Here is a 19680-nt window from a genome sequence, read left to right as displayed (position 1 = left end):
CGGGCGTGCCGACCGGGGTCAGAGCTCCAGCACCAGCTTCGGGCAGGCCGCCCGGGACACGCAGATGAACATCGTGTCGTTGGCCTCCTGCTCCGCCGGGGTCAGCAGGGAGTCGCGGTGGTCCACCTCGCCCTCCAGCACCGGCGTCTCGCACGTGCCGCACGTCCCCTCCTGGCACGAGGACAGCACCGGGATCCCGGCCTCCTCGACGACCTCGAGGATGGACTTGTCCGGGGGCACGGTGAGGGTCATGCCGCTGGTGGCCAGCTCGACCTCGAAGGCGCCCTGGAGCACGGGCTCGCCGAACTCCTTGGGGCTGAACCGCTCCACGTGCAGGGCGCCCGCGGGCCAGGTGACGCACTGCTTCTCGACCGCCTGCAGCAGCGGCTCGGGCCCGCAGCAGTAGACGAGGGTGTCCGGCCGGGGCGTGCCGAGGATCGCCTCCAGGTCGATCAGGCCGACCTCGTCCTGCGGGTGCAGGGTGACCCGGGTGCCGGTGAGCTCCTCCATCGACTCGAGGAAGGACATCGACCGCCGGCTGCGCCCGCCGTAGTGCAGCTCCCACTCGGCGCCGGCGGCGTCGGCCGCGGCCATCATCGGCAGGATCGGGGTGATCCCGATGCCGCCGGCGATGAACACGTAGCGCGGCGAGGGCTCCAGCGGGAAGTTGTTGCGCGGCCCGCGGACGTCGACCTCGACGCCCTCGGTCAGCTCGTCGTGCACGTACGCCGAGCCGCCGCGCCCCTCGGGCTCGCGCAGCACCCCGATCCGCCAGACCGACCGGTCGCCGGGGTCCCCGCACAGCGAGTACTGGCGGGTGAGCCCGTTGGGCAGCTCGAGGTCGAGGTGGGACCCCGGAGCCCAGGCGGGCAGGTCGGCCCCGGAGGGGTCGCGGAGCTCGAGGACGACGACGCCCTCGGCCCCCTCGGTGCGGGACGCGACCTGCAGTCGCAGGTCCACCTCGTCGTGCGTGCTGTGCACGGTGTCACTCCGTTCGATGTAGGCAGGCGACGTCCCCGGCCCGCCGGGGTGGCGGACCGGGGACGGGGGTGCTCAGACCAGGACCGGGGTCCGTGTCCGGATGATGGACGGGTCGGTCACCCGGTGGGCCGGCGGGGGCGGGAGGACGTCGGGCAGCGGGGTCACCGTCGGCCCGCCGGCGGGGTGGTCGGGATGGGCGAGCAGCCACTCCCACATCTCGATCGGGTCCTCCCCCTCGGCCTCGGCACCGCAGTGGCACAGGCCGCGCAGCCGGTCGGAGCCGGGCAGCCAGTTGATGCGCAACACCTTCTCACCGACGAGGACCTCGCGCGGCGGGGGCAGGGTCATGCCGTTCCCTCCGGTGTCGTTGCTGCCGTTGGCCGGGCTCACCGGGCGGTCGCCGCCGGCTGCTCGGCCGGGGTGCCGGAGGCCTCGGCGGCCAGGGCGGCGATGAGCCGGCGGGCGGCGAGACCACCGGTGTCGATGTTGATCGACAGCTCCTGGTAGCCGTCGGGCTCGCCGGTGAGGACCTGCTCCAGCACGTCGAGGGCGGTGACGTCCTGCAGCACGACGGTGCGGTTGTTCTCGCGCAGGAAGGTCGACACCTCCTCGTCGTCGAGGGCGAAGTCGCGCGCCACGGCCCAGAAGTCGTGGGTGGAGTTCTCGGTCTCCGGGGTGATGGCGTAGACGACCTCGACGTGGAAGGCGTCGGGGTCGGTGCCGTCCTCGTTGGGCAGCACGCCGACCGGGGCGATCCGGCTGTGCAGCTTGTAGAGGCACGGCGGGGTGTACTCGATGTCCTGCCAGCGGGTGATGCGGCCCTGGATGCCGGTGCTCTTGGAGTAGAACGGCGGGCACTCCGCGTCGGCCATGTGCCGGCTGACGTAGACGATGCCGGCCTCCTCGTCGACCTCGGTGGTGATCGGCGTCTCGGCGACCTCGGGGGTGCCGATGTACCCGCCGTGCAGGTAGGTCTCGTGGGAGAGGTCCATGAGGTTGTCGATCAGCAGGCTGGCGCGGGCCTTGAGGGGCTCCATGCCGCTGACGACGGTCCAGCCCTCCTGGTCCAGCCACGGCGCCCGCGGGATGCGGGTGCTCTCGGCCTTGTCCGGGTCACCGATGAAGACCCAGACGAAGGAGTCCTGCTCCACCACGGGGTAGGACTTCAGCCGTGCGGTGCGCGGGACGCGCTTCTGCCCGGGGACGGCGACGCAGACGCCGTCGGCGCCGTAGGTGAAGCCGTGGTACCCGCAGACGACGGTGTCGCCGTTGAGGTGGCTGGGCTTCTCCGACAGCGGGAACCGGCGGTGCACGCAGCGGTCGCTCATCGCGGTGACCTGGCCGGCCTCGGTGCGCCAGAACAGGATCGACTCACCGCAGATGGTGCGGCTGAACAGCTCGCGACCGATCTCGCGGCCGTACGCGGCCACGTACCACTGGTTCTGGACGATCGACGTCATTCATGCCTCCAGGCTCGGGCTCTCTCCAGCTCATACCCACGGTGACCGCCATCACCCGGCCCCCGATAGCGGACTTCCACATTGTGGAAGTCGATGTCAACCGATGACGCGCGGGCGGCCGGCCACGGCGGCCGCGCCGGCGAGGACGGCGGTGACGGCCAGCAGCACCACCAGGGGGGCGACCCATCCACCGGTGGCCGCGTACACGGCCCCCACCAGCAGCGGCCCGGTCGCGCCCACGCCGTACCCGACCAGCTGGGCCATGCCCGACAGCCGCCGGGCCGCGGCCTCGTCGGCGGCCCGCAGCACGAGGGTGGTGAAGGCGAAGGCGATGCCCGCCCCCTGCGCCAGGCCGCCGAGCACCGCCCACCCGACCCAGAGCCCGGGTGCGACCAGCAGGCCCAGCACCAGCACGGCCCACGACCCCGCGACCACGACGCCCAGGCCGCTCTGACCGCCGGCCCGGCGGCGCCGGGCGAGGACCGCGGGCACCAGCAGGCTGCCGGGGATGCCCAGGACCTGGAACAGGGCCGCGGCCACGGCTCCGGGGCGCAGGCCCTGCCCGAGCTCGTCGAGCAGCAGCGTCGGCAGCCACGTGGTGATCGCGTAGTAGAGGACCGACTGCAGGGCGAGCACGGTGGCCACCGCCCAGGCGACCGGCGAGCGCCAGACCGGTGCGGTCGAGCCGGCCGGCGCCGCGGCCGGCTCGTCCCCGCCACCCGGACCGCTCCCCCGCCCGCGGGTGGCGGCCAGCCACAGGACGGCGGACGCGAGCGCGAGCACCGCCCACGCGGCCAGCGCCGTCCGCCAGTCGGTGAGTCCGGCCAGCGGGGCGGTGAGCGCGGCCGTCAGCGCCGCGCCCGCGCACAGGGCCGCGGTGTAGAGCCCGGTGACCGCGCCGGCGCGCTCGGCGAACTCCCGCTTGGTGACCGCCGGGAGCAGCACGTTGCCCAGCGTCATGCCGGCGCCGACGACCGACGTCCCGACCAGCAGCAGCGGGGCGCCGTCGACCACGCGCAGCACCGTGCCCACGGCGATCGCCAGCAGGCCGGCACCCACCGCTGCCTCCGTCCCCATCCGCCGACCCAGCCACGCGGCCGGCGGCGCGAGGACGGCGAAGCACAGCACCGGCAGCGTGGTGACCAGACCGGCGAGGGTGGGCGAGAGGCCGAGTTCGGCGCGCATCTCCGGCAGCACCGGGGAGACCGCGGCGATCGCGCCGCGCATGTTCAGGCCGGCGAGCAGGACGGCGGCCAGCAGCAGGCCGCCGCCCGGCGCGCGGAGCGGCCGCAGGCCCGCCCGGGGGTCCGGACGGGCCTGCGACAGGGGTTCGGAGCTCACCCCTGAGGACTACTCCTGCGGGAGGAGGCCGTCGATGTCGGGGTCGTTGTCGAGCAGGCCGGCGTCGACCATGAGCTCGCCCATGCGCTCGATCTGCTCCCGGCGCAGGTCGGTGCCGAACTCCTCGATCCGCACGTTCGCCATCGCCCCGGCCGGGGTCTGGAGGAACTCCTCGGCCTCGGTCCGGACCGCGTCGGGGTTGGCGTCGGCCCACTCGAGGGTCTCCTCGAGGGCGGCGGTGAAGTCCTCGACCAGCTGCGGGTCGGACTCGACCAGCTGGCCCGAGGTGAAGAACAGCTGGGTCGGGTGCCCCGGCACCGACTCCTGGCTGGAGTAGCTGGCCACCGGGTGGCCGGCGCTGATCAGCTGGGACAGGAAGGGCTCCGGCACCCAGACGGCGTCGACGTTGCCGGCCTCCAGGGCCGCGGGCATGTCGGGGAAGCCCAGCTCGACGTACTGGATGCCCGACGGGTCGCCGCCGTCCTGGCGCACGGCCTCGTCGATCGTCAGCTGCCCCATGCCGTTCAGGGTGTTCACCGCGATCCGCTTGCCGGCCAGGCCCGCCGCGGAGGTGATCCCGGAGGCCTGGTTGGCGACGACCCCGTTGACGTCGTCGCCCTCGGCGCGGGTGGAGGTCCAGTGGCCGATGACCCGGACGTCGAGGCCCTGGTCGCGGGCCTGCAGCAGCGAGACCGGGTTGCTGGTGGCGAACTGCATCTCACCGGACGCGACCGCCGGCAGGAGCGCGGCGCCACCCTGACCGGTCTCGATGGTGACCTCGATGCCGTGGTCCTCGAAGAAGCCCTGCTCGATGCCGCCCTGCAGCGCGCCGGTCACCGCCACCGGGAGGAGGCCCGCGGTCACCTGGCGCAGCTCACCGCTGCCGCCCCCCGAGCCGCCGGAGGCGGCCTCGTCGTCGCCTCCCCCACAGGCGGCGAGGACCAGCGTCGACGCGGCCAGCAGGGGCACCCACTTGCGGAGCATGCGTTCTCCCAGACTCGTAATTCGGTGACAACCTCAACGGTTGACGTTCGGGATGATGCACGTCACAGGGCCCGGGGACAAGTACCTGCCCCGGATCACCCGCGCAGGAGGGGCTGACCGACCCCGACCAGCCGCCCCAGCAGGGCGCGCAGCTGCTCCCGCTCCTCGTCGCTGAGCTCCTCCAGCTGCGCGGCGTGCGCGGCGGCGGCCGCCCGCTGTGCGGACCCCCGGGCGGCGTGCCCGGCCGCGGTGGCGCAGACCAGCTTGGTGCGCCGGTCGGTCGCCGAGGGCCGCCGCTCCACCAGGCCGGCGGCGGCCAGCTCGTCGACGAGGAGGACCACCTGGCTGGGGTCGAGACCCAGCGCCTCGGCGAGGTCGCGCTGGGACATGCCGTCCCCCGAGTCGCAGGCCAGCAGCAGTGCGGAGTAGGAACGCACCCGCAGCCCGTGGTCGGCGAGCGCGGCGTTCGTGGCGCGGACGAGCAGGCCGCTGGCGCGCGAGAGCAGGTAGCCGACGTCGTCGGTGAGCACGGTGCCGTCCATGAGGACCTCCATCGTTGACGTCCTCCACGATAACGGCCTAGCGTCGTGCGTCACACCCTCGCCCGCCTGGAGCCAACCGTGGACCCCTCCTCCCTGGTCGACCTCGACGCCGAGCTGCCGGAGGCCGCGGCCCGCTCCACGGGCGAGCCGCGCCACCCCACCGCCGCGCCGGGGACCGGCGAGCCCGGGCTGGCGGGCTGACGTGCGCAACGCCGGGCTCGGCTCCTGGCCGGAACGCCGACTGCGCAGCTCCCCCGACCGCGACGCGATCTGGTTCGAGGGGACGACGACCTCCCACCGCGGGTTCGCCGACCGGGTGCGCCGCACCGCGGGCGCGCTGGCCGCCCTGGGTGTGCGCGCCGGGGAGCGGGTCGCGTGGACCGGCGGCAACCACCCGTCGGCGCTGGAGACGCTCTACGCCTGCGGCCAGCTCGGGGCGATCTGGGTGCCGGTCAACGCCCGGCTGACCGCGCCCGAGGCGGAGTACGTGCTGCAGCACTCCGGCGCCTCGGTGGTGGTGCACGGCCGCGACTCCGGCGAGCTGGCCGACGCGCTGCGCGACCGGCTGCCCGGCGTCCGCGCGTGGGTGGCGGCCGAGCCGCCGGTCGCCGGGGGTGCGGGGTCGCTGCCGTACGAGCAGCTGCTGGCCGCGGCCGATCCCGAGCCCCGCGACGAGCCGGTCGCACTCGAGGACCCCTGCCTGGTCATGTACACCTCGGGCACCACCGGCCGCCCCAAGGGCGCGGTGCTCACCCACGGCAACATGACGTGGAACGCGACCAACCAACTGCTCGGCATGGACTTCACCGCCGACGAGCGCACCCTCGCCCTGGCCCCGCTGTTCCACATCGGCGGGCTCAACGGCACGGTCAACCCCACGCTGCTGCGCGGCGGCTGCGCGGTCGTCGTGCGCCGGTTCGACCCGGCCGAGACGCTGCGGGTCATCGAGGAGCAGCGGGTCACCTCGTTCTTCGCCGTCCCCACGATGCTCGACGCGATGAGCCGCGAGCCGGGCTTCCCCACCCGCGACCTGTCCGCGCTGCGCACCATCGGCGCTGCGGGTGCCGCGGTGCCGATCCCCACGCTGCGCACCTGGCTGGACCGCGGCGTGACCATGCAGCAGTGCTACGGCATGACCGAGGCCTCCCCCGGCTGCACCGTCCTCGACCCGGCCGACGCCGAGCGCAGGGTCGGCTCCGCCGGCCGGCCGCTGTTCTTCACCGACCTGCGCGTGGTCCGCCCCGACGGCACCGACGCCGGCGTCGACGAGGTCGGGGAGGTCGTCGTCTCCGGGCCCAACGTCATGGCCGGCTACTGGGACGACCCCGAGCAGACCGCCGCCGTGCTGCGTGACGGCTGGTACCACACCGGGGACGCCGGGTCCCTGGACGCCGAGGGCTACCTCTACATCCGCGACCGCTACAAGGACATGATCATCTCCGGCGGGGAGAACGTGTACCCGGCCGAGGTGGAGTCGGCGCTGCTCGAGCTGCCCGCGGTGCTGGAGGCCGCGGTCATCGGCGTCCCCGACCAGCGGTGGGGCGAGGTCGGGCTGGCCGTCGTCGTCCCCGCACCCGGCACCGCCGAGGACCCCGAGGCGATCCGGGCAGCGCTGCGCGAGCGGCTGGCCGGCTTCAAGGTGCCCCGGCACGTCGAGTTCGTCGACGAGCTGCCCAAGACCGCCACCGGCAAGATCCGCAAGCCCGACCTGCGCGAGCGGTTCCCCGGCGCCTGATCCCGGCCGTCGTGGCCATGGAGGCCGGGCCTCCGTGGCCACGAGGGCCGGTGCGTCAGAGCTGGCGGTAGGCGGAGTCCGGGACGTCGGTGACGAACATGTGGCCCGGCGCGTGGGTGATCGCGAACGGCGGGCGGGAGGCCATGAGGGCCGCCTGCGGGGTCACCCCGCAGGCCCAGAACACCGGGACGTCGCCGTCGGCGGCCTCGACCGGGTCCCCGAAGTCGGGGCGGGTGAGGTCGGCGATCCCCAGCGCCTCGGGTGGGCCGACGTGCACCGGCGCGCCGTGCACCTGCGGCATGCGCGCGGTCACCTGCACCGCGGTGGTCACCAGCTCCCCGGGGACCGGCCGCATCGTGACCACCAGCGGCCCGGACAGCCGCCCGGCCGGCCGGCACTCCCGGTCGGTCCGGAACATCGACACGTTGCGGCCCTGCTCGATGTTGCGCACCGGGACGCCGGCGTCCAGCAGCGCGGTCTCGAAGCTGAAGCTGCAGCCGATGAGGAAGGCGACCAGGTCCTCGGCCCACAGGCCGGTCACGTCGGTCGGCTCGTCGACCAGCTCGCCGTCCCGCCACACCCGGTAGCGCGGCAGGTCGGTGCGCAGGTCGGCGCCGGGCGCCAGCACGGTGGACGGCGACCCGGCGTCGGTGACGTCGAGCAGCGGCACCGGCTGCGGGTTGCGCTGGGCGAACAGCAGGAAGTCGTAGGCCCAGTCGCGGGGCAGCACGACCAGGTTCGCCTGGGTGAACCCGGGCGCCAGCCCCGAGGTGGGCACGGCGGAGCCGTCGCGGCAGGCGGCGCGGACGGCGGCCGGGCCGGCCGGGGAGACCATCTGCTGCGTCATGGCACCCATGGTCCACCCGTCTCGCGTTGCCGACCCGTGGAGCCGGCTCTAGCGTCCGGGACAGCCGCCCCCGTGGGAGTGCCCGTGTCGCACAGCCCGGAGACCCCGTCCTCCACCGGTCCGACCCCGGTCGCCGACCGGATGTCGGCCAGCACCCGGTCGACCCTGCTCGGCGCCATGTTCCTCATGGCGACCTCGGCCATCGGGCCGGGGTTCATCACCCAGACGACGACGTTCACGGTGCAGCTGGGCGCGGCGTTCGCCTTCGCCATCGCCGTCTCGATCGTCATCGACATCGCGCTGCAGCTCAACGTCTGGCGGGTGGTCGGCGTCAGCGGGCGGCGCGCCCAGGAGCTGGGCAACCTGGTCCTGCCGGGGCTGGGCTGGGTCATGGCCGGCCTGCTGCTGGTGGGCGGGCTGGTGTTCAACATCGGCAACGTCAGCGGGGCGGGCCTGGGCACCGACGCGATGTTCGGCCTGGACCCGAAGATCGGCGGCGCGTTGTCGGCCGTGATCGCCATCGGCGTCTTCCTGAGCCGGCGCGCGGGCGTGGCCGTCGACCGGATCGTGGTGTTCCTCGGGCTGCTCATGATCGCGCTGACCGCCTGGATGGCGATCACCTCCGGCCCGCCGGTCGGGCAGGCGCTGAGGAACGTCGTCCTCCCCGAGGAGGTGTCCTTCCTCGCGATCACCACGCTGGTCGGCGGCACGATCGGCGGCTACATCGTCTACGCCGGCGCCCACCGCCTGCTCGACTCCCACGTCACCGGGCCGGAGCACGTCCGGGACATCACCCGCGGCTCGATCACCGGCATCGTCATCACCGGGATCATGCGGGTGGTCCTGTTCCTCGCCATCCTGGGTGTGGTCGCCGGCGGGGCGGACCTCGGCGCGGAGAACCAGGCGGCGAACGCCTTCCAGGTCGCCGCGGGCGAGTTCGGGCTGCGGGCCTTCGGCGTGGTGCTGTGGGCGGCCTCCATCACCAGCGTCATCGGCGCCTCGTACACCTCGATCTCCTTCGTCACCTCCCGCACCCGGACCAGCGACCGCACCCGCACGCTGCTCGTGGTGGCCTTCATCGCCGTCACGACGCTGGCCTTCGTGCTGCTCGGCGCCGCGCCGACGACCCTGCTGGTCTTCGCCGGCGCCTTCAACGGGCTGCTGCTGCCCATCGGCATCGCCGTGCTGCTGTGGGTGGCCACCCGGCGGGCGGACCTGCTCGGCGGCTACCGCTACCCGCGCTGGCTGCTGGTCGTCGGCTGGCTGGCCTGGCTGCTGACGATCTACCTGGCGGTCAACTCGATCCGGCCGGTCATCGACCTGTTCGGCTGAGCAGGATGGACCCCGTGGACCTCAACTCCGACCTCGGCGAGGGCTTCGGCCAGTGGCAGCTCGGCGACGACGACGCGCTGCTCGGCATCGTCACCAGCGCCAACGTCGCCTGCGGCTTCCACGCCAGCGACCCGTCGATCATGCGGCGGGTCTGCGCGCAGGCCGTGGCCACCGGCGTGGCGATCGGCGCGCAGGTCTCCTACCGCGACCTGGCCGGCTTCGGCCGCCGGTTCATGGACGTGGCGCCGGACGAGCTCACCGCCGACGTGCTGTACCAGCTCGGCGCCCTGGAGGCCTTCGCCCGGGTCGCCGGCTCGCGGGTGCGCTACGTCAAGCCGCACGGCGCGCTGTACAACGCGATCGTGCGGCACGAGGAGCAGGCGGCCGCGGTGGTGCGCGCCGTCGTCGAGTACGACCGCACGCTCCCGGTCATGGGCCTGCCCGGGTCGGCGTGGCTGCGGCTGGCCGAGGAGGCGGGGCTGACCGTCGTCCGCGAGGCCTTCGCCGACCGGGCCTACACCCCCGAGGGGGCGCTGGTCTCCCGCCGGCTGGACGGCGCCGTGCTGCACGACCCCGACGAGATCGCCGCCCGCTGCCTCGCCATGGCCCGCGGGGAACCCATCTCCGACGTCGATGGCCACCCGCTGCTGGTGCAGCCGGACTCCATCTGCGTGCACGGCGACACCCCGGGCGCGGTGGCGATCGCCCGGCGCGTCCGGGAGACCCTCACCGACGCCGGCGTCGAGCTGGCGCCGTTCGCGGCCTGATGCGGGTCCTGCCCAGCGGCTCCACCGCGCTGCTGGTCGAGCTCGCCGACCTCGACGAGGTCCTCGGCCTCTACGCCGCGCTCACCGAGGAGCCGGTGGACGGCGTGGTGGACGTCGTCCCCGCGGCGCGCACCGTGCTGCTGGTCGTCGACCCGGCGCGGACCACGCTCGGCGCCGTCGACCAGGCGGTGCGCGGCCGCCGCCCGCGGACCGACCGTGCCGGGCACGGCCAGCGCATCGAGCTGCCGGTGGTCTACGACGGGGCGGACCTCGCCGACGTCGCGGCCCACCTGGGGGTCTCGCCCGAGGAGGTGGTGCGCCGGCACACCGGCACCGAGTGGACGGTGGCCTTCTGCGGCTTCGCGCCCGGCTTCGGCTACTGCACCCCCGACGGCGAGCCGTGGCACGTGCCGCGCCGGGAGTCCCCGCGCACCCGGGTGCCGGCGGGGGCGGTGGCGCTGGCCGGGGAGTTCAGCGGCGTCTACCCGCGGGAGTCCCCCGGCGGCTGGCAGCTGATCGGCCGGACCGACGTGCCGGTGTTCGACCTGTCCCGCGACCCGGCCGCACTGCTGCGTCCCGGTGTGCGGGTGCGGTTCGTGGAGGCGGCGTGAGCCGGACGCTGACCGTCCTGGCCCCCGGCCCGCTGACCACCGTGCAGGACGCCGGCCGACCGGGGCAGGGTGCGCTGGGGATCGGTCGTTCCGGGGCCTGCGACCGGGCCGCCGCCGCCCTGGCCAACCGGCTGGTCGGCAACGACCCGGACGCCGCGGTGCTCGAGGTGACCCTCGGCGGGCTGGCCCTGCGCGCGGACGCCGACCTGCTGGTCGCGACCACCGGCGCCCGCTGCCCCGGCTCCCCCGCCCACAACGGCCCGCACCGGCTGGGCGCGGGTGACGAGCTGCGGCTGGGCGCGCCCGGGACGGGGCTGCGCACCTACCTCGCCGTCCGCGGCGGGATCGCGGTCGAGCCGGTGCTGGGCAGCCGCGCCACCGACCTGCTCTCCGGGCTCGGCCCGCCCGCGCTCACCGCGGGCGACGTCCTGCCCGTCGGCGAGGCGGCCGGCCCCCTGCCCGGCGTCGACCTCGCCCCCGTCGCCGACCCGCCCGGGGGCGAGGTGACGGTGCGGGTGCTGCCCGGGCCCCGCGCCGACTGGTTCAGCGGGGACGCCGCCGCGGTGCTCACCGGCACCACCTGGACGGTGACCGGGGAGAGCAACCGGATCGGGCTGCGACTGGACGGGCCCCCGCTGGAGCGGGTGCGCCCGGGCGAGCTGGCCAGCGAGGGGATGGTCCGCGGCGCGCTGCAGGTGCCGCCGTCCGGCCTGCCGGTGCTCTTCCTCGCCGACGCCCCGGTCACCGGCGGCTACCCGGTCATCGCCTACGTCGCCGACGAGGACGTCGACCGGTGCGGTCAGCTCCGGCCGGGTCAGGCCCTGCGCTTCCGGGGTACGTCTCTCGGCAGATGAGACACTGCCCGTCATGGGGCGGGTGACGACCGGCGAGTCGGTGCTGTCCCGGGCGGTCCGCATCTTCGCCGCCTTCTCCCCGGAGGAGAAGGCGCTGCAGGTGTCGGAGATCGCCCGGCGCACCGACCTGCACGTGGCCACCGCCTCCCGGCTGATCGCCGAGCTGGTGGCCCACGGGTTGCTGGAGCGGGGCCCCGACCGCGAGGTGCGGGTCGGGGTGCGGATGTGGGAGCTGGCGTCGCGCGCGTCGCCCACCCTCTCGCTGCGCGACGCCGCGATGCCCTACCTGGAGGACCTGCACGCCGTCGTCGGGCACCACGCGCAGCTCGGCGTCCGGGACGGCGACGACGTGCTGTTCATCGAGCGGCTGTCGGCGCGCGACGCGGTCGTCAACTACTCCTACGTCGCCGGCCGGCTGCCGCTGCACATCTCCTCCTCCGGGCTGATGCTGCTCGCCTACGGGCCGGCCGAGGTGCAGGAGCGGTACCTCTCCCGGCCGCTGGAGCCGCACACGGCGGAGACGATCAGCACGCCGCAGCGGCTGCGGACGACGCTCGCCGAGGTCCGCCGGCAGGGCTACGTGGTCACCCCCGGGCACGTGCACCCGGACGCCACCGGGGTCGCCGTGCCGGTGCGCAACGGCCTGCAGGAGGTGGTGGCCGCGCTGTCGGTGATCGTGCCCAACGACGGCCGGGCCGCCGCGCAGGTGCCGGCCCTGCTCGCCGCCGCGCGCGGGGTGACCCGCTCGCTGTCGGCGGGGCCGCAGGCCGGGGCGCGCTGAGGCACCGCCTCTCACTCTTCGAGAGGGCGCTGGGAGCGCCTGTGACGGGGATCGCATGATCCGCGTCACGTCCGCGGGCAGCCGTCGCCTGCGGAGTCCCGAAGGGAGCCCCTCCTTGACCGCTGCGCCCGCATCCTCCGGACGCCGTCCCTCCCGCCGGCTGGCCGGCCTCGCGCTCGGCTGTGCCGCCACGCTCGCGCTGACCGCCTGCGGCTCCGACGACGACGGCGGCACCGCCTCCGGCGGCGGGGAGGGCCCGGCGCAGCTGACCGTCGGCTACTTCCCGCTGGTGCACACCGCCAGTGCCGTCCACGCCGACGAGGCCGGTCTGTTCGACGAGCAGGACCTCGACGTCACGCTGGAGCAGACCTCCGGCGGCGCCCAGGCCATCCCCTCGCTGATCGCCGGGGAGTACGACATCACCTACGGCAACTACACCTCGGCGCTGCTGGCCGCCCAGCAGGGGCTGCCGGTGCAGATCATCGCCGGCAACGACGTCGGCGCCGAGGACCACGCGATCATGGTCGCGCCCGACTCGCCGTACCAGTCGGCGGCGGACCTCGCCGGGGCCCGCATCGCGGTGAACAACCTGCAGAACATCGGCACGGTCGCGGTCAACGCGGTCCTCGAGGAGGCCGGTGTCGACATCTCGACCATCGAGTTCCTGGAGCTGCCCTACCCGGACATGGCGGCCTCCCTGAGCGCCGGGGACGTCGACGCCATCTGGCAGGTCGAGCCGTTCCAGGCCTCCGCGCTGGCCAGCGGTGCCCGCGTGCTGTTCCCGCTGTTCAGCGGCCCGGTCGAGGACATGCCGGTCGCCGGCTGGCTGACCACCGCCCAGTACGCCGAGGAGAACCCCGAGGTCATCGAGGGGTTCCGGGCGGCGATGGCGGCGTCCATGGCGGACCTGCAGGGCAACCGCGAGGAGCTGGTCCGCCTGGTGCCCACCTACAGCCAGGTGCCCGCCGAGGTCGTCGAGCAGGTGCAGCTGCCGGAGTGGGACGCCGAGGTCGACCGCGAGCAGCTGCAGGAGATGAGCGACCTGATGCTGGAGTACGGGATCATCAGCGAGGAGTTCGACGTCGAGACGATGATCGCCGAGTAGCGACGGCGACGGCGGCGGCCCCGGAGGACTCCCTCCGGGGCCGCTGTCGCGTGCGGCTCAGGCCGGCGTGAGGCGGACCGGCACGCTGCCCCAGCCCTTGAGGGTGTTGTTGAGCTTCGGCACCGGGTCGCCGGCCGGCTCGATGGCGCGGGCCCGCTCGGCGAGGGCGGTGAGCACCAGCTCGGTCTCCAGCCGGGCCACCGGCTGGCCGACGCACTGGTGGATGCCCATGCCGAAGGCGACGTGCCCGGCGGCGCGGCGGCCGATGTCGAGGGTCTCGGCGTCCTCGCCCCACTGGCGCGGGTCGCGGTTGGCCGAGCCGAGGAACAGCAGCACCTTGGTGCCCTCGGGGATGACCGTCCCGGCGACCTCGACCTCGCGGGAGGTGGTGCGGAAGAAGGTCTGCACCGGCGACTCCCAGCGCAGCGCCTCGTCGAAGGCGAACTTGGCCCTGGCCGGCTGCGCGTGCAGCTGGGCCCACTGGTCGGGGTGCCGGGAGAGGCCGTAGAGGGTGTTGGTGATGCCGTAGACGGTGGTGTCCACCCCGGCGGTCAGCAGCGAGCGGACCAGCATCGGCGCCTGCTCGTGGGTGATCTCGCCGCGGTCGGCGGCCTCCCAGATGAGGGCGCCGAAGCCGCCGGGGGCGAGGTTCTCCCGCTGGCACTGCTCCCAGATCCAGGCCTGGACGGGGGCGGCGGTGGCCAGGGCGGCGCGGCGCAGCTCGTTGTCCGGGCCGAAGGCGTTGAACGCCAGCCCGCCGTAGGGCAGCAGGTTCTCCCGGCCCTCCTCGCCCAGTCCGACGGCGTCGGGGAAGACCCGCAGCGGGTAGACCTCGGCCAGGTCGGCCACCACGTCGACGGTGCCCTGCTGCACCAGCCGGTCGGCGATCTCCGCGGCGGGGGCGGCGAACCGCTCGCGCAGCGCCCGCATGCCGCGCGGGGAGATCACGCCGTTCATCGCCGTCCGGACGACGGTGTGGTCCGGCGGGTCGGCCTCCAGCAGCAGGCTCGGCGGCCGCCACGGCTCCTCCTTGGCGAAGTCGGCCAGCCCCGCACCGCGGCTGGACACGAACGTCTCCCAGTCGATGAGGGACGCCTTCACCTGCTCGAAGCGGCCCATGGCGTAGATGCCGTACCGCTCGAGGTAGACCACCGGGCCGGCGTCGCGCAGGCGGCGGTGGAAGTCGTAGGGGTCGGTCAGCACCTCGGTGCCGAACGGGTCGTCGTCCAGCACGGGGACGTCGGTGGTGGGCGGGCTGTCGACGGTCACGGGGCACTCCGGTGGCGGCTCGGGGTCGCTGCTGGGTACAGCGTGACCGCCGTCACCGGCCCCTCCCAGCGCTCTCTCGTTGATTGAGAGAGGGTGCGCCGGGAACGGGCCGGCCCCCGCCCACCAGGGGTGGACGGGGGCCGGGTGCCGGTGCGCCGGGGTCAGTGCTGGCCGATGACCGCCGGGGCGTGCGGGTCGACCGCGCCGGGGGTCTCCTCCTTGGGCCGGTGGATCTGCTCGAAGACCCGGGCCCGCAGCTCGGCGAACCGCGGCGAGGACCGGGTGTGCAGCTGGTCGCGCTCGTCGGGCAGGTCGATGGTGACGTCGTCCCGGATGACGGTGGGGCTGCTGGACAGCACGATCACCCGCTGCGCCAGGTAGACCGACTCGTCGATGTCGTGGGTGACGAACAGGGTGGTCACCTTGAACCGGTGCCACAGGTCGCGGACGAGGTCCTCGAGGTCGGCGCGGGTCTGCGCGTCGACCGCGGCGAACGGCTCGTCCATGAGCAGCACCTGGGGCTCGTAGGCGATCGCGCGGGCGATCGAGACACGCTGCTGCATGCCGCCGGAGAGCTGCCACGGGTAGGCGCTGTGCACGTCGGCCAGGCCGACGGCGGCGATCGACTCGTCGACGAGCTCCTTGCGGCGGGCCGCGGGGACCTTCTTCTGCTTGAGCGGCAGCTCCACGTTGTCCCGGACGCTCATCCACGGGAACAGGCTGCGCCCGTACTCCTGGAAGACGATCGCCATGCCCGGCGGCGGGCCGTCGACCCGCTTGCCGTTGAGCAGGACCTCCCCCTCGGTGGGGTCCAGCAGCCCGGACATGATCTTGAGCAGGGTCGTCTTGCCCGACCCCGAGGGCCCCACCAGGCAGGCGAACTCGCCCTCCTTGAGGGTGAAGGTCAGGTTGCGCACCGCCTCCACGGTGCGCGACTTGCCCTCGTAGATCTTCTTGATGCCGTTGACCTCGAGCATCGCGTTGCGCCTTTCGGTTCAGGAGTCAGGGGAGTCTGGGGAGCGCCCGGGTCAGCCGGCGCGCTGGGCGCGGCGCAGGCCGTGGTACCAGGCCAGCCACCGGTTCTCGACGATGCGGAACAGCAGGGAGAGCAGGAAGCCGAGCAGGCCGAGCATCAGCATGCCCGCCCACATCTCCGGGATCGCGAAGCTGCGCTGGGCCTGGACGATGGCGAAGCCCAGGCCGTCGCTGGCGGCGAACAGCTCGCTGATGACCATCAGGATGATCGCGACCGACAGGCCCTGGCGCAGACCGGCGGCCATCTGCGGGCTGGCCGCCGGCAGGATCAGGTGCCGCAGCCGGGCTGCGCCGGAGATGCGGTAGGTCCGGGCGGTGTCGGACAGCACGCTGTCGACGGCCCGCACACCCTCGGCGGTGTTCAGCAGGATCGGCCACATGCAGCCGAAGGCGATGACCACGATCTTCATCGTGTTCTCGATGCCGAAGATCAGCATCAGGATCGGGACGACCACCGGCGGCGGGATGGCGCGGAAGAACTCCAGCACCGGCTCGAGCAGGTCCCGCAGCCGCTTGTAGGTGCCGATCAGCACGCCGAGGGTGACTGCCACGACCGCGGCGATGAGGTACCCGGCCGCCAGGCGCAGCAGGCTGGGCAGGACGTCGTCGGCCAGCCGGGGCCCGAACCACTCCTCGACCAGGCTGTCGATGATCCGCGACAGCGGCGGGAAGTAGAAGTCGGTGCTGCTGGCCGACGTCACCCACCAGAGCGCGAAGAGGACGACGGGCAGGGCGAACGTGAAGCCCAACCGGCGCAGGACGCGCATCAGAGAGCCACCTCTCCACGCTGGGACGGGTGCCAGCTCAGGGCCCGTCGCTCGATGAACCGGAACACGAGGTTGACGATCACGCCGAGCAGACCGGCGACGACGACGAGGGCGTAGGTGGCCTCGATCGCGCCGGAGCTCTGCGCCACCGCCAGCCGGTTGCCGATCCCCGGGTTGCCGATGACCAGCTCGGCGGTGACCGCGAGGATCAGCGCGACCGAGGCCGACAGGCGCAGGCCGGTCATGACGTAGGGCAGCGCGGTGGGCCAGGTGACGTAGCGGATGCGCGCCACCAGGCCGAACCGGAAGGACCGGGCGGTGTCCTGCGCGACCGGGTCGACGTCCTGGACGCCGTAGAGCACCTGGATGAGCATCTGCCAGAACGCCGCGTAGACGACCAGCAGCAGCTTGCTCTCGATCGAGGTGCCGAACAGCAGCACCGCCAGCGGGATCAGCGCCACCGACGGGATCGGCCGGAGGAACTCGATCGTGGAGGCCGTCGCCTCCCGCAGGAGGTGCGAGCTGCCGATGAGGATGCCGAGCAGCACGCCGGCGACCGCGGCGATGGCCAGGCCGAGGGCCCAGCCCTGGATGGTGTCGAGCAGGGCGGTCCAGAAGCCGGGCTCGGCGAACTGGTCCAGCAGCGCGGCGCCGATCTCCGACGACGTCGGGAAGAACTGGGCGGGCAGCACGCCGATGCGCGGCAGGACCTCGAACAGGAGGACCAGCGCCACCAGGCCGATGGCGCCGAGCACGACCGGCGTGCTGCCGAACGAGCGGCGGGCCGGCGGCTTGGGGGCGACCCCGGCGTCCGGGTTGTCGGCGGCCGGCTCGTAGACGGTCACGGGAGCGGACTCGGTCACGGCAGGCGGCCCTCCGGGGCGGGGGCGGGGAGCAACAGGGGGCCCGCCGCGAAGGCGGGGACCGGTCGGCGCATGGAGGCTCCACGATGAGTCGGGCGGTGGCTGGTGTTCGCAGCGCGAACCAATGTTCTTCCTGAGAACGGAAACAGGTGACCCCACTCACCGTCAAGCGGGGCACAGTGGCCGTGACCACGCCGTGATCGCCTGTGACCGACGCTTGCCGAACAGCGGTTCACTCTGCGCACAATGTCACAGACGCGACCGGCGTCACAGCCTCCGGGAGGAACTGCGTTGGAGATCGCCGAGGAGCAGGCCGCCCTGCCGGCGCGCGACAGTACCTTCGTGCAGTCGCTCGACCGTGGGCTGGCCGTCATCCGCGCCTTCGACGCCGAGCACCCGCGCCTGAACCTGTCCGACGTCGCGCGGGCCACCGGCCTCACCCGCGCCGCGGCCCGCCGCTTCCTGCTGACGCTGGTCCAGCTCGGCTACGTCCGGGTGGACGGCCGCGAGTTCTCACTGCGGCCCCGGGTGCTGGAGCTCGGGTACTCCTACCTGTCCGGCCTCACGCTGCCGGAGGTCGCCGAGCCGCACCTGGAGAGCCTCGTGTCCCAGGTGCACGAGTCCTCGTCGCTGTCGGTGCTCGACGGCGACGACATCGTCTACGTGGCCCGGGTCCCCACCAAGCGGATCATGACCGTGCTCATCGCCGTCGGCACCCGCTTCCCCGCGCACGCCACGTCGATGGGCCGGGTGCTGCTGGCCGGCCTGCCCCACGCGGAGCTCGCCGCCTACCTGCAGCGCGCGGTCTTCACCCGGTTCACCGAGCACACCGTCACCGACCCCGTCGAGCTGCGGGCCGCCGTCGAGCTCGTCCGCCGGCAGGGCTACGCCCTCGTCGACCAGGAGCTGGAGCACGGCCTGCGGTCGGCCGCGGCCCCGGTCCGGGACGCCGACGGCGAGGTGGTCGCCGCGCTCAACGTCTCCGTCCACGCCAGCCGGACGTCGATGGCGCAGCTGGAGCACGAGCTGGTCCCCACGCTGCTGGAGACGGCGCAGGACATCGAGCTCGACCTCAAGCGCACCCGGCGTCCGGGGACGTGAGCGAGCCCTCGCCCCGCCGGTCCCGCTCGTGGTGGGTGCGGCTCGCCCCTGCCGTGGTCCTGGTGCTCATGGCGCTGTGCCTGCGGGCGCCGTTCGCCGCCGTGGGCCCGCTCCTCGGCGAGCTCGGCGACGAGCTGGCGGTCTCCACCTCCGCCCTGGCGGTCCTGACCTCGCTGCCGCTGGTCTGCTTCGGCCTGCTCTCCCCCACCGTCCCGGCGCTCGCGGCGCGGCTCGGCGTGCACCGCGCCGTCCTCGCCGGGGCCCTGGTGCTCACCGTCGGCGTGGCCCTGCGGCTGGCCGGCACTTGGGGCCTGTTCGCCGGCACCGTCCTGCTCAGCGGCGGGATCGCGGTGGTCAACGTGCTGCTGCCCGCGGCCGTCCGCGCGGAGTACGGGCCCCGCGGCGCCCCGGTCCTGGGGGCGACCACCGCCTCGATGGCCCTGTCGGCCAGCTTCGGCGCCGGGCTGGCCCAGCCGATGGCCGACGCCGGCGGCAGCGCGGTCACCGGCCTGGCACTGTGGCTGCTCCCGGTGGTGGCCGCCACCGCCTGCGTCGGCGTGCTCGCCGCCCGCCGGCGCCGGCCCGCGGGCTCCGCGGCCGCCCGGCTCCCGGTGGTCGCCGTCCTCCGCGACCGGGTGGCCATCGCCGTCACCGTCTTCTTCGGGCTCCAGTCGCTGTCGTTCTACGCGATGCTCACCTGGCTGGCCGACCTCCTGGAGGACGACGCCGGGGTCACGGCCGTGGGCGCCGGCGCGATCGTCGCCGCCGCCGCCGCGCTCGGCGCCCCGTGCGCGCTCGTCGTCCCCCCGCTGGCGGCCCGCCGGCCCAGTCAGGTCCCGTGGGTGGTCGGCGGCACCCTGCCGACGGCGATCGGGGTCGTCGGCCTGCTCGTGGCACCGGCCGCGGCGCCCGTGCTCTGGGCGGTCCTGTACGGCCTCGGCACCGGCCTGTGCTTCCCGCTGGCGATGACGCTGGTGCTGGTCCGCACCCGGGACGTCGCCCAGACCGGCCGGCTGTCGGCCGCCGCGCAGAGCGCCGGGTACCTGCTGGCCGCGACCGGCCCGCTGGCCGTCGGGCTCCTCCACGACGCGCTCGGCGGCTGGCGGCCCGGCCTGGCGCTGCTGCTCGTGCTGCTGGCCCTCCAGCTGGCCTCCGGGGTGTACGCCGGCCGGCCGCGCCTGGTCACCGAGAGGGCGCCGGACGCGGCCGGGCAGCCCGCCACCGCACGCCGCTGAGCCCCGGACACGGTCGCCGAGGACCCCCTGCCCCGACGGGGAGCGCCGTGGTGGAGCCGGCCGGCTCCAC

20 protein-coding genes and 1 pseudogene are annotated in these 19680 nt (G+C 74.2%); 10 read left to right on the top strand and 11 right to left on the bottom strand.

The genetic code is table 11. The features are described from left to right. Nucleotides 1-18 precede the first annotated feature (18 nt). From ACI79E_RS16245 to ACI79E_RS16220, 6 genes and pseudogenes are all read right to left on the bottom strand, one after another. Nucleotides 19-1005: pseudogene (locus ACI79E_RS16245) on the bottom strand (PDR/VanB family oxidoreductase); the annotation flags it as partial. 48 nt (nt 1006-1053) lie between these two features. Then, complete coding sequence (locus tag ACI79E_RS16240) at nt 1054-1371, bottom strand: hypothetical protein (RefSeq protein ID WP_456933603.1); 318 nt, start codon at nt 1369-1371, stop codon at nt 1054-1056. Further along, the gene (locus tag ACI79E_RS16235; RefSeq protein ID WP_456933602.1) at nt 1368-2441 is read right to left on the bottom strand and encodes a Rieske 2Fe-2S domain-containing protein; all 1074 of its coding nucleotides are present in this window, start codon (nt 2439-2441) and stop codon (nt 1368-1370) included. The genes ACI79E_RS16240 and ACI79E_RS16235 overlap by 4 nt, the downstream gene beginning before the upstream one ends. Nucleotides 2442-2537: 96 nt before the next feature. After that, nucleotides 2538-3782 (bottom strand): MFS transporter, encoded by a 1245-nt coding sequence (locus tag ACI79E_RS16230; RefSeq protein ID WP_456933601.1) that lies wholly within the window; start codon nt 3780-3782, stop codon nt 2538-2540. 9 nt (nt 3783-3791) lie between these two features. Next, nucleotides 3792-4766 carry an ABC transporter substrate-binding protein gene (locus ACI79E_RS16225; protein WP_456933600.1) on the bottom strand — a complete coding sequence of 325 codons (975 nt, stop codon included), beginning with the start codon at nt 4764-4766 and terminating at the stop codon, nt 3792-3794. Between the two features lie 95 nt (nt 4767-4861). Continuing rightward, the gene (locus tag ACI79E_RS16220; RefSeq protein WP_456933599.1) at nt 4862-5320 is read right to left on the bottom strand and encodes a MarR family winged helix-turn-helix transcriptional regulator; all 459 of its coding nucleotides are present in this window, start codon (nt 5318-5320) and stop codon (nt 4862-4864) included. A 66-nt stretch (nt 5321-5386) separates the two neighbouring features. On the opposite strand from ACI79E_RS16220, the gene ACI79E_RS16215 reads away from it, so the two are divergent. Next, nucleotides 5387-5509 (top strand): hypothetical protein, encoded by a 123-nt coding sequence (locus ACI79E_RS16215; RefSeq protein WP_456933598.1) that lies wholly within the window; start codon nt 5387-5389, stop codon nt 5507-5509. Nucleotide 5510: 1 nt separating this feature from the next. After that, on the top strand, nt 5511-7043 hold the full coding sequence (locus tag ACI79E_RS16210; protein ID WP_456933597.1) for an acyl-CoA synthetase: 1533 nt from the start codon (nt 5511-5513) through the stop codon (nt 7041-7043). A 55-nt stretch (nt 7044-7098) separates the two neighbouring features. Here the strand turns inward: ACI79E_RS16210 and ACI79E_RS16205 are convergent, their stop codons facing one another. Continuing rightward, entirely contained in the window at nt 7099-7890 is a 792-nt protein-coding gene (locus ACI79E_RS16205; protein ID WP_456933596.1) for a putative hydro-lyase, read from the bottom strand. 84 nt (nt 7891-7974) lie between these two features. On the opposite strand from ACI79E_RS16205, the gene ACI79E_RS16200 reads away from it, so the two are divergent. From ACI79E_RS16200 to ACI79E_RS16175, 6 genes are all read left to right on the top strand, one after another. Then, nucleotides 7975-9222, top strand: coding sequence for an NRAMP family divalent metal transporter (locus ACI79E_RS16200; protein ID WP_456933595.1), 1248 nt, complete (start codon nt 7975-7977; stop codon nt 9220-9222). A 5-nt stretch (nt 9223-9227) separates the two neighbouring features. Then, a complete protein-coding gene (locus ACI79E_RS16195) occupies nt 9228-9989 on the top strand; it encodes a LamB/YcsF family protein (protein WP_456933594.1) in 762 nt (253 codons plus the stop codon). Further along, on the top strand, nt 9989-10600 hold the full coding sequence (locus ACI79E_RS16190; RefSeq protein WP_456933593.1) for a 5-oxoprolinase subunit B family protein: 612 nt from the start codon (nt 9989-9991) through the stop codon (nt 10598-10600). Before ACI79E_RS16195 ends, ACI79E_RS16190 begins: the two co-directional genes overlap by 1 nt. Then, nucleotides 10597-11454 carry a 5-oxoprolinase subunit C family protein gene (locus ACI79E_RS16185; RefSeq protein ID WP_456933592.1) on the top strand — a complete coding sequence of 286 codons (858 nt, stop codon included), beginning with the start codon at nt 10597-10599 and terminating at the stop codon, nt 11452-11454. Before ACI79E_RS16190 ends, ACI79E_RS16185 begins: the two co-directional genes overlap by 4 nt. 13 nt (nt 11455-11467) lie before the next feature. Next, the gene (locus ACI79E_RS16180; protein ID WP_456933591.1) at nt 11468-12235 is read left to right on the top strand and encodes an IclR family transcriptional regulator; all 768 of its coding nucleotides are present in this window, start codon (nt 11468-11470) and stop codon (nt 12233-12235) included. 115 nt (nt 12236-12350) lie between these two features. After that, nucleotides 12351-13340: an ABC transporter substrate-binding protein gene (locus ACI79E_RS16175; protein WP_456933590.1), complete on the top strand. Its 990-nt coding sequence runs from the start codon at nt 12351-12353 to the stop codon at nt 13338-13340. Nucleotides 13341-13397: 57 nt separating this feature from the next. Here ACI79E_RS16175 and ACI79E_RS16170 read toward each other — a convergent pair whose 3' ends face one another. The 4 genes from ACI79E_RS16170 to ACI79E_RS16155 all read right to left on the bottom strand — a co-directional run bounded on the left by ACI79E_RS16170 (nt 13398) and on the right by ACI79E_RS16155 (nt 17274). Continuing rightward, nucleotides 13398-14609: a cytochrome P450 gene (locus ACI79E_RS16170; RefSeq protein WP_456933589.1), complete on the bottom strand. Its 1212-nt coding sequence runs from the start codon at nt 14607-14609 to the stop codon at nt 13398-13400. Nucleotides 14610-14770: 161 nt separating this feature from the next. Next, nucleotides 14771-15586, bottom strand: coding sequence for an ABC transporter ATP-binding protein (locus tag ACI79E_RS16165; protein WP_456933588.1), 816 nt, complete (start codon nt 15584-15586; stop codon nt 14771-14773). A 51-nt stretch (nt 15587-15637) separates the two neighbouring features. Next, nucleotides 15638-16411 (bottom strand): ABC transporter permease, encoded by a 774-nt coding sequence (locus ACI79E_RS16160; RefSeq protein WP_456933587.1) that lies wholly within the window; start codon nt 16409-16411, stop codon nt 15638-15640. Next, entirely contained in the window at nt 16411-17274 is an 864-nt protein-coding gene (locus ACI79E_RS16155) for an ABC transporter permease (protein WP_456933586.1), read from the bottom strand. Before ACI79E_RS16155 ends, ACI79E_RS16160 begins: the two co-directional genes overlap by 1 nt. A gap of 291 nt (nt 17275-17565) precedes the next feature. Here ACI79E_RS16155 and ACI79E_RS16150 point away from each other — a divergent pair, with 291 nt between their 5' ends. Together ACI79E_RS16150 and ACI79E_RS16145 are read left to right on the top strand one after the other, a co-directional pair. Continuing rightward, a complete protein-coding gene (locus ACI79E_RS16150; RefSeq protein WP_456933585.1) occupies nt 17566-18375 on the top strand; it encodes an IclR family transcriptional regulator domain-containing protein in 810 nt (269 codons plus the stop codon). Further along, nucleotides 18372-19610 (top strand): MFS transporter, encoded by a 1239-nt coding sequence (locus ACI79E_RS16145; protein ID WP_456933584.1) that lies wholly within the window; start codon nt 18372-18374, stop codon nt 19608-19610. The genes ACI79E_RS16150 and ACI79E_RS16145 overlap by 4 nt, the downstream gene beginning before the upstream one ends. Nucleotides 19611-19680 lie beyond the last annotated feature (70 nt).

The sequence above is a fragment of the Geodermatophilus sp. SYSU D00079 genome, from assembly GCF_054050635.1.
The sequence above is the reverse complement of the archived record's forward strand: the minus strand, read 5'-3'. Positions and strand labels throughout refer to the sequence as shown.

Bases quoted from the DNA above. Each gene is read 5' to 3' on its own strand.
- ACI79E_RS16225 (WP_456933600.1), bottom strand. From the start codon at position 4,766: ATGCTCCGCAAGTGGGTGCCCCTGCTGGCCGCGTCGACGCTGGTCCTC.
- ACI79E_RS16190 (WP_456933593.1), top strand. From the start codon at position 9,989: ATGCGGGTCCTGCCCAGCGGCTCCACCGCGCTGCTGGTCGAGCTCGCC.
- ACI79E_RS16165 (WP_456933588.1), bottom strand. From the start codon at position 15,586: ATGCTCGAGGTCAACGGCATCAAGAAGATCTACGAGGGCAAGTCGCGC.
- ACI79E_RS16195 (WP_456933594.1), top strand. From the start codon at position 9,228: ATGGACCCCGTGGACCTCAACTCCGACCTCGGCGAGGGCTTCGGCCAG.
- ACI79E_RS16235 (WP_456933602.1), bottom strand. From the start codon at position 2,441: ATGACGTCGATCGTCCAGAACCAGTGGTACGTGGCCGCGTACGGCCGC.
- ACI79E_RS16180 (WP_456933591.1), top strand. From the start codon at position 11,468: ATGGGGCGGGTGACGACCGGCGAGTCGGTGCTGTCCCGGGCGGTCCGC.
- ACI79E_RS16160 (WP_456933587.1), bottom strand. From the start codon at position 16,411: ATGCGCGTCCTGCGCCGGTTGGGCTTCACGTTCGCCCTGCCCGTCGTC.
- ACI79E_RS16220 (WP_456933599.1), bottom strand. From the start codon at position 5,320: ATGGAGGTCCTCATGGACGGCACCGTGCTCACCGACGACGTCGGCTAC.
- ACI79E_RS16205 (WP_456933596.1), bottom strand. From the start codon at position 7,890: ATGACGCAGCAGATGGTCTCCCCGGCCGGCCCGGCCGCCGTCCGCGCC.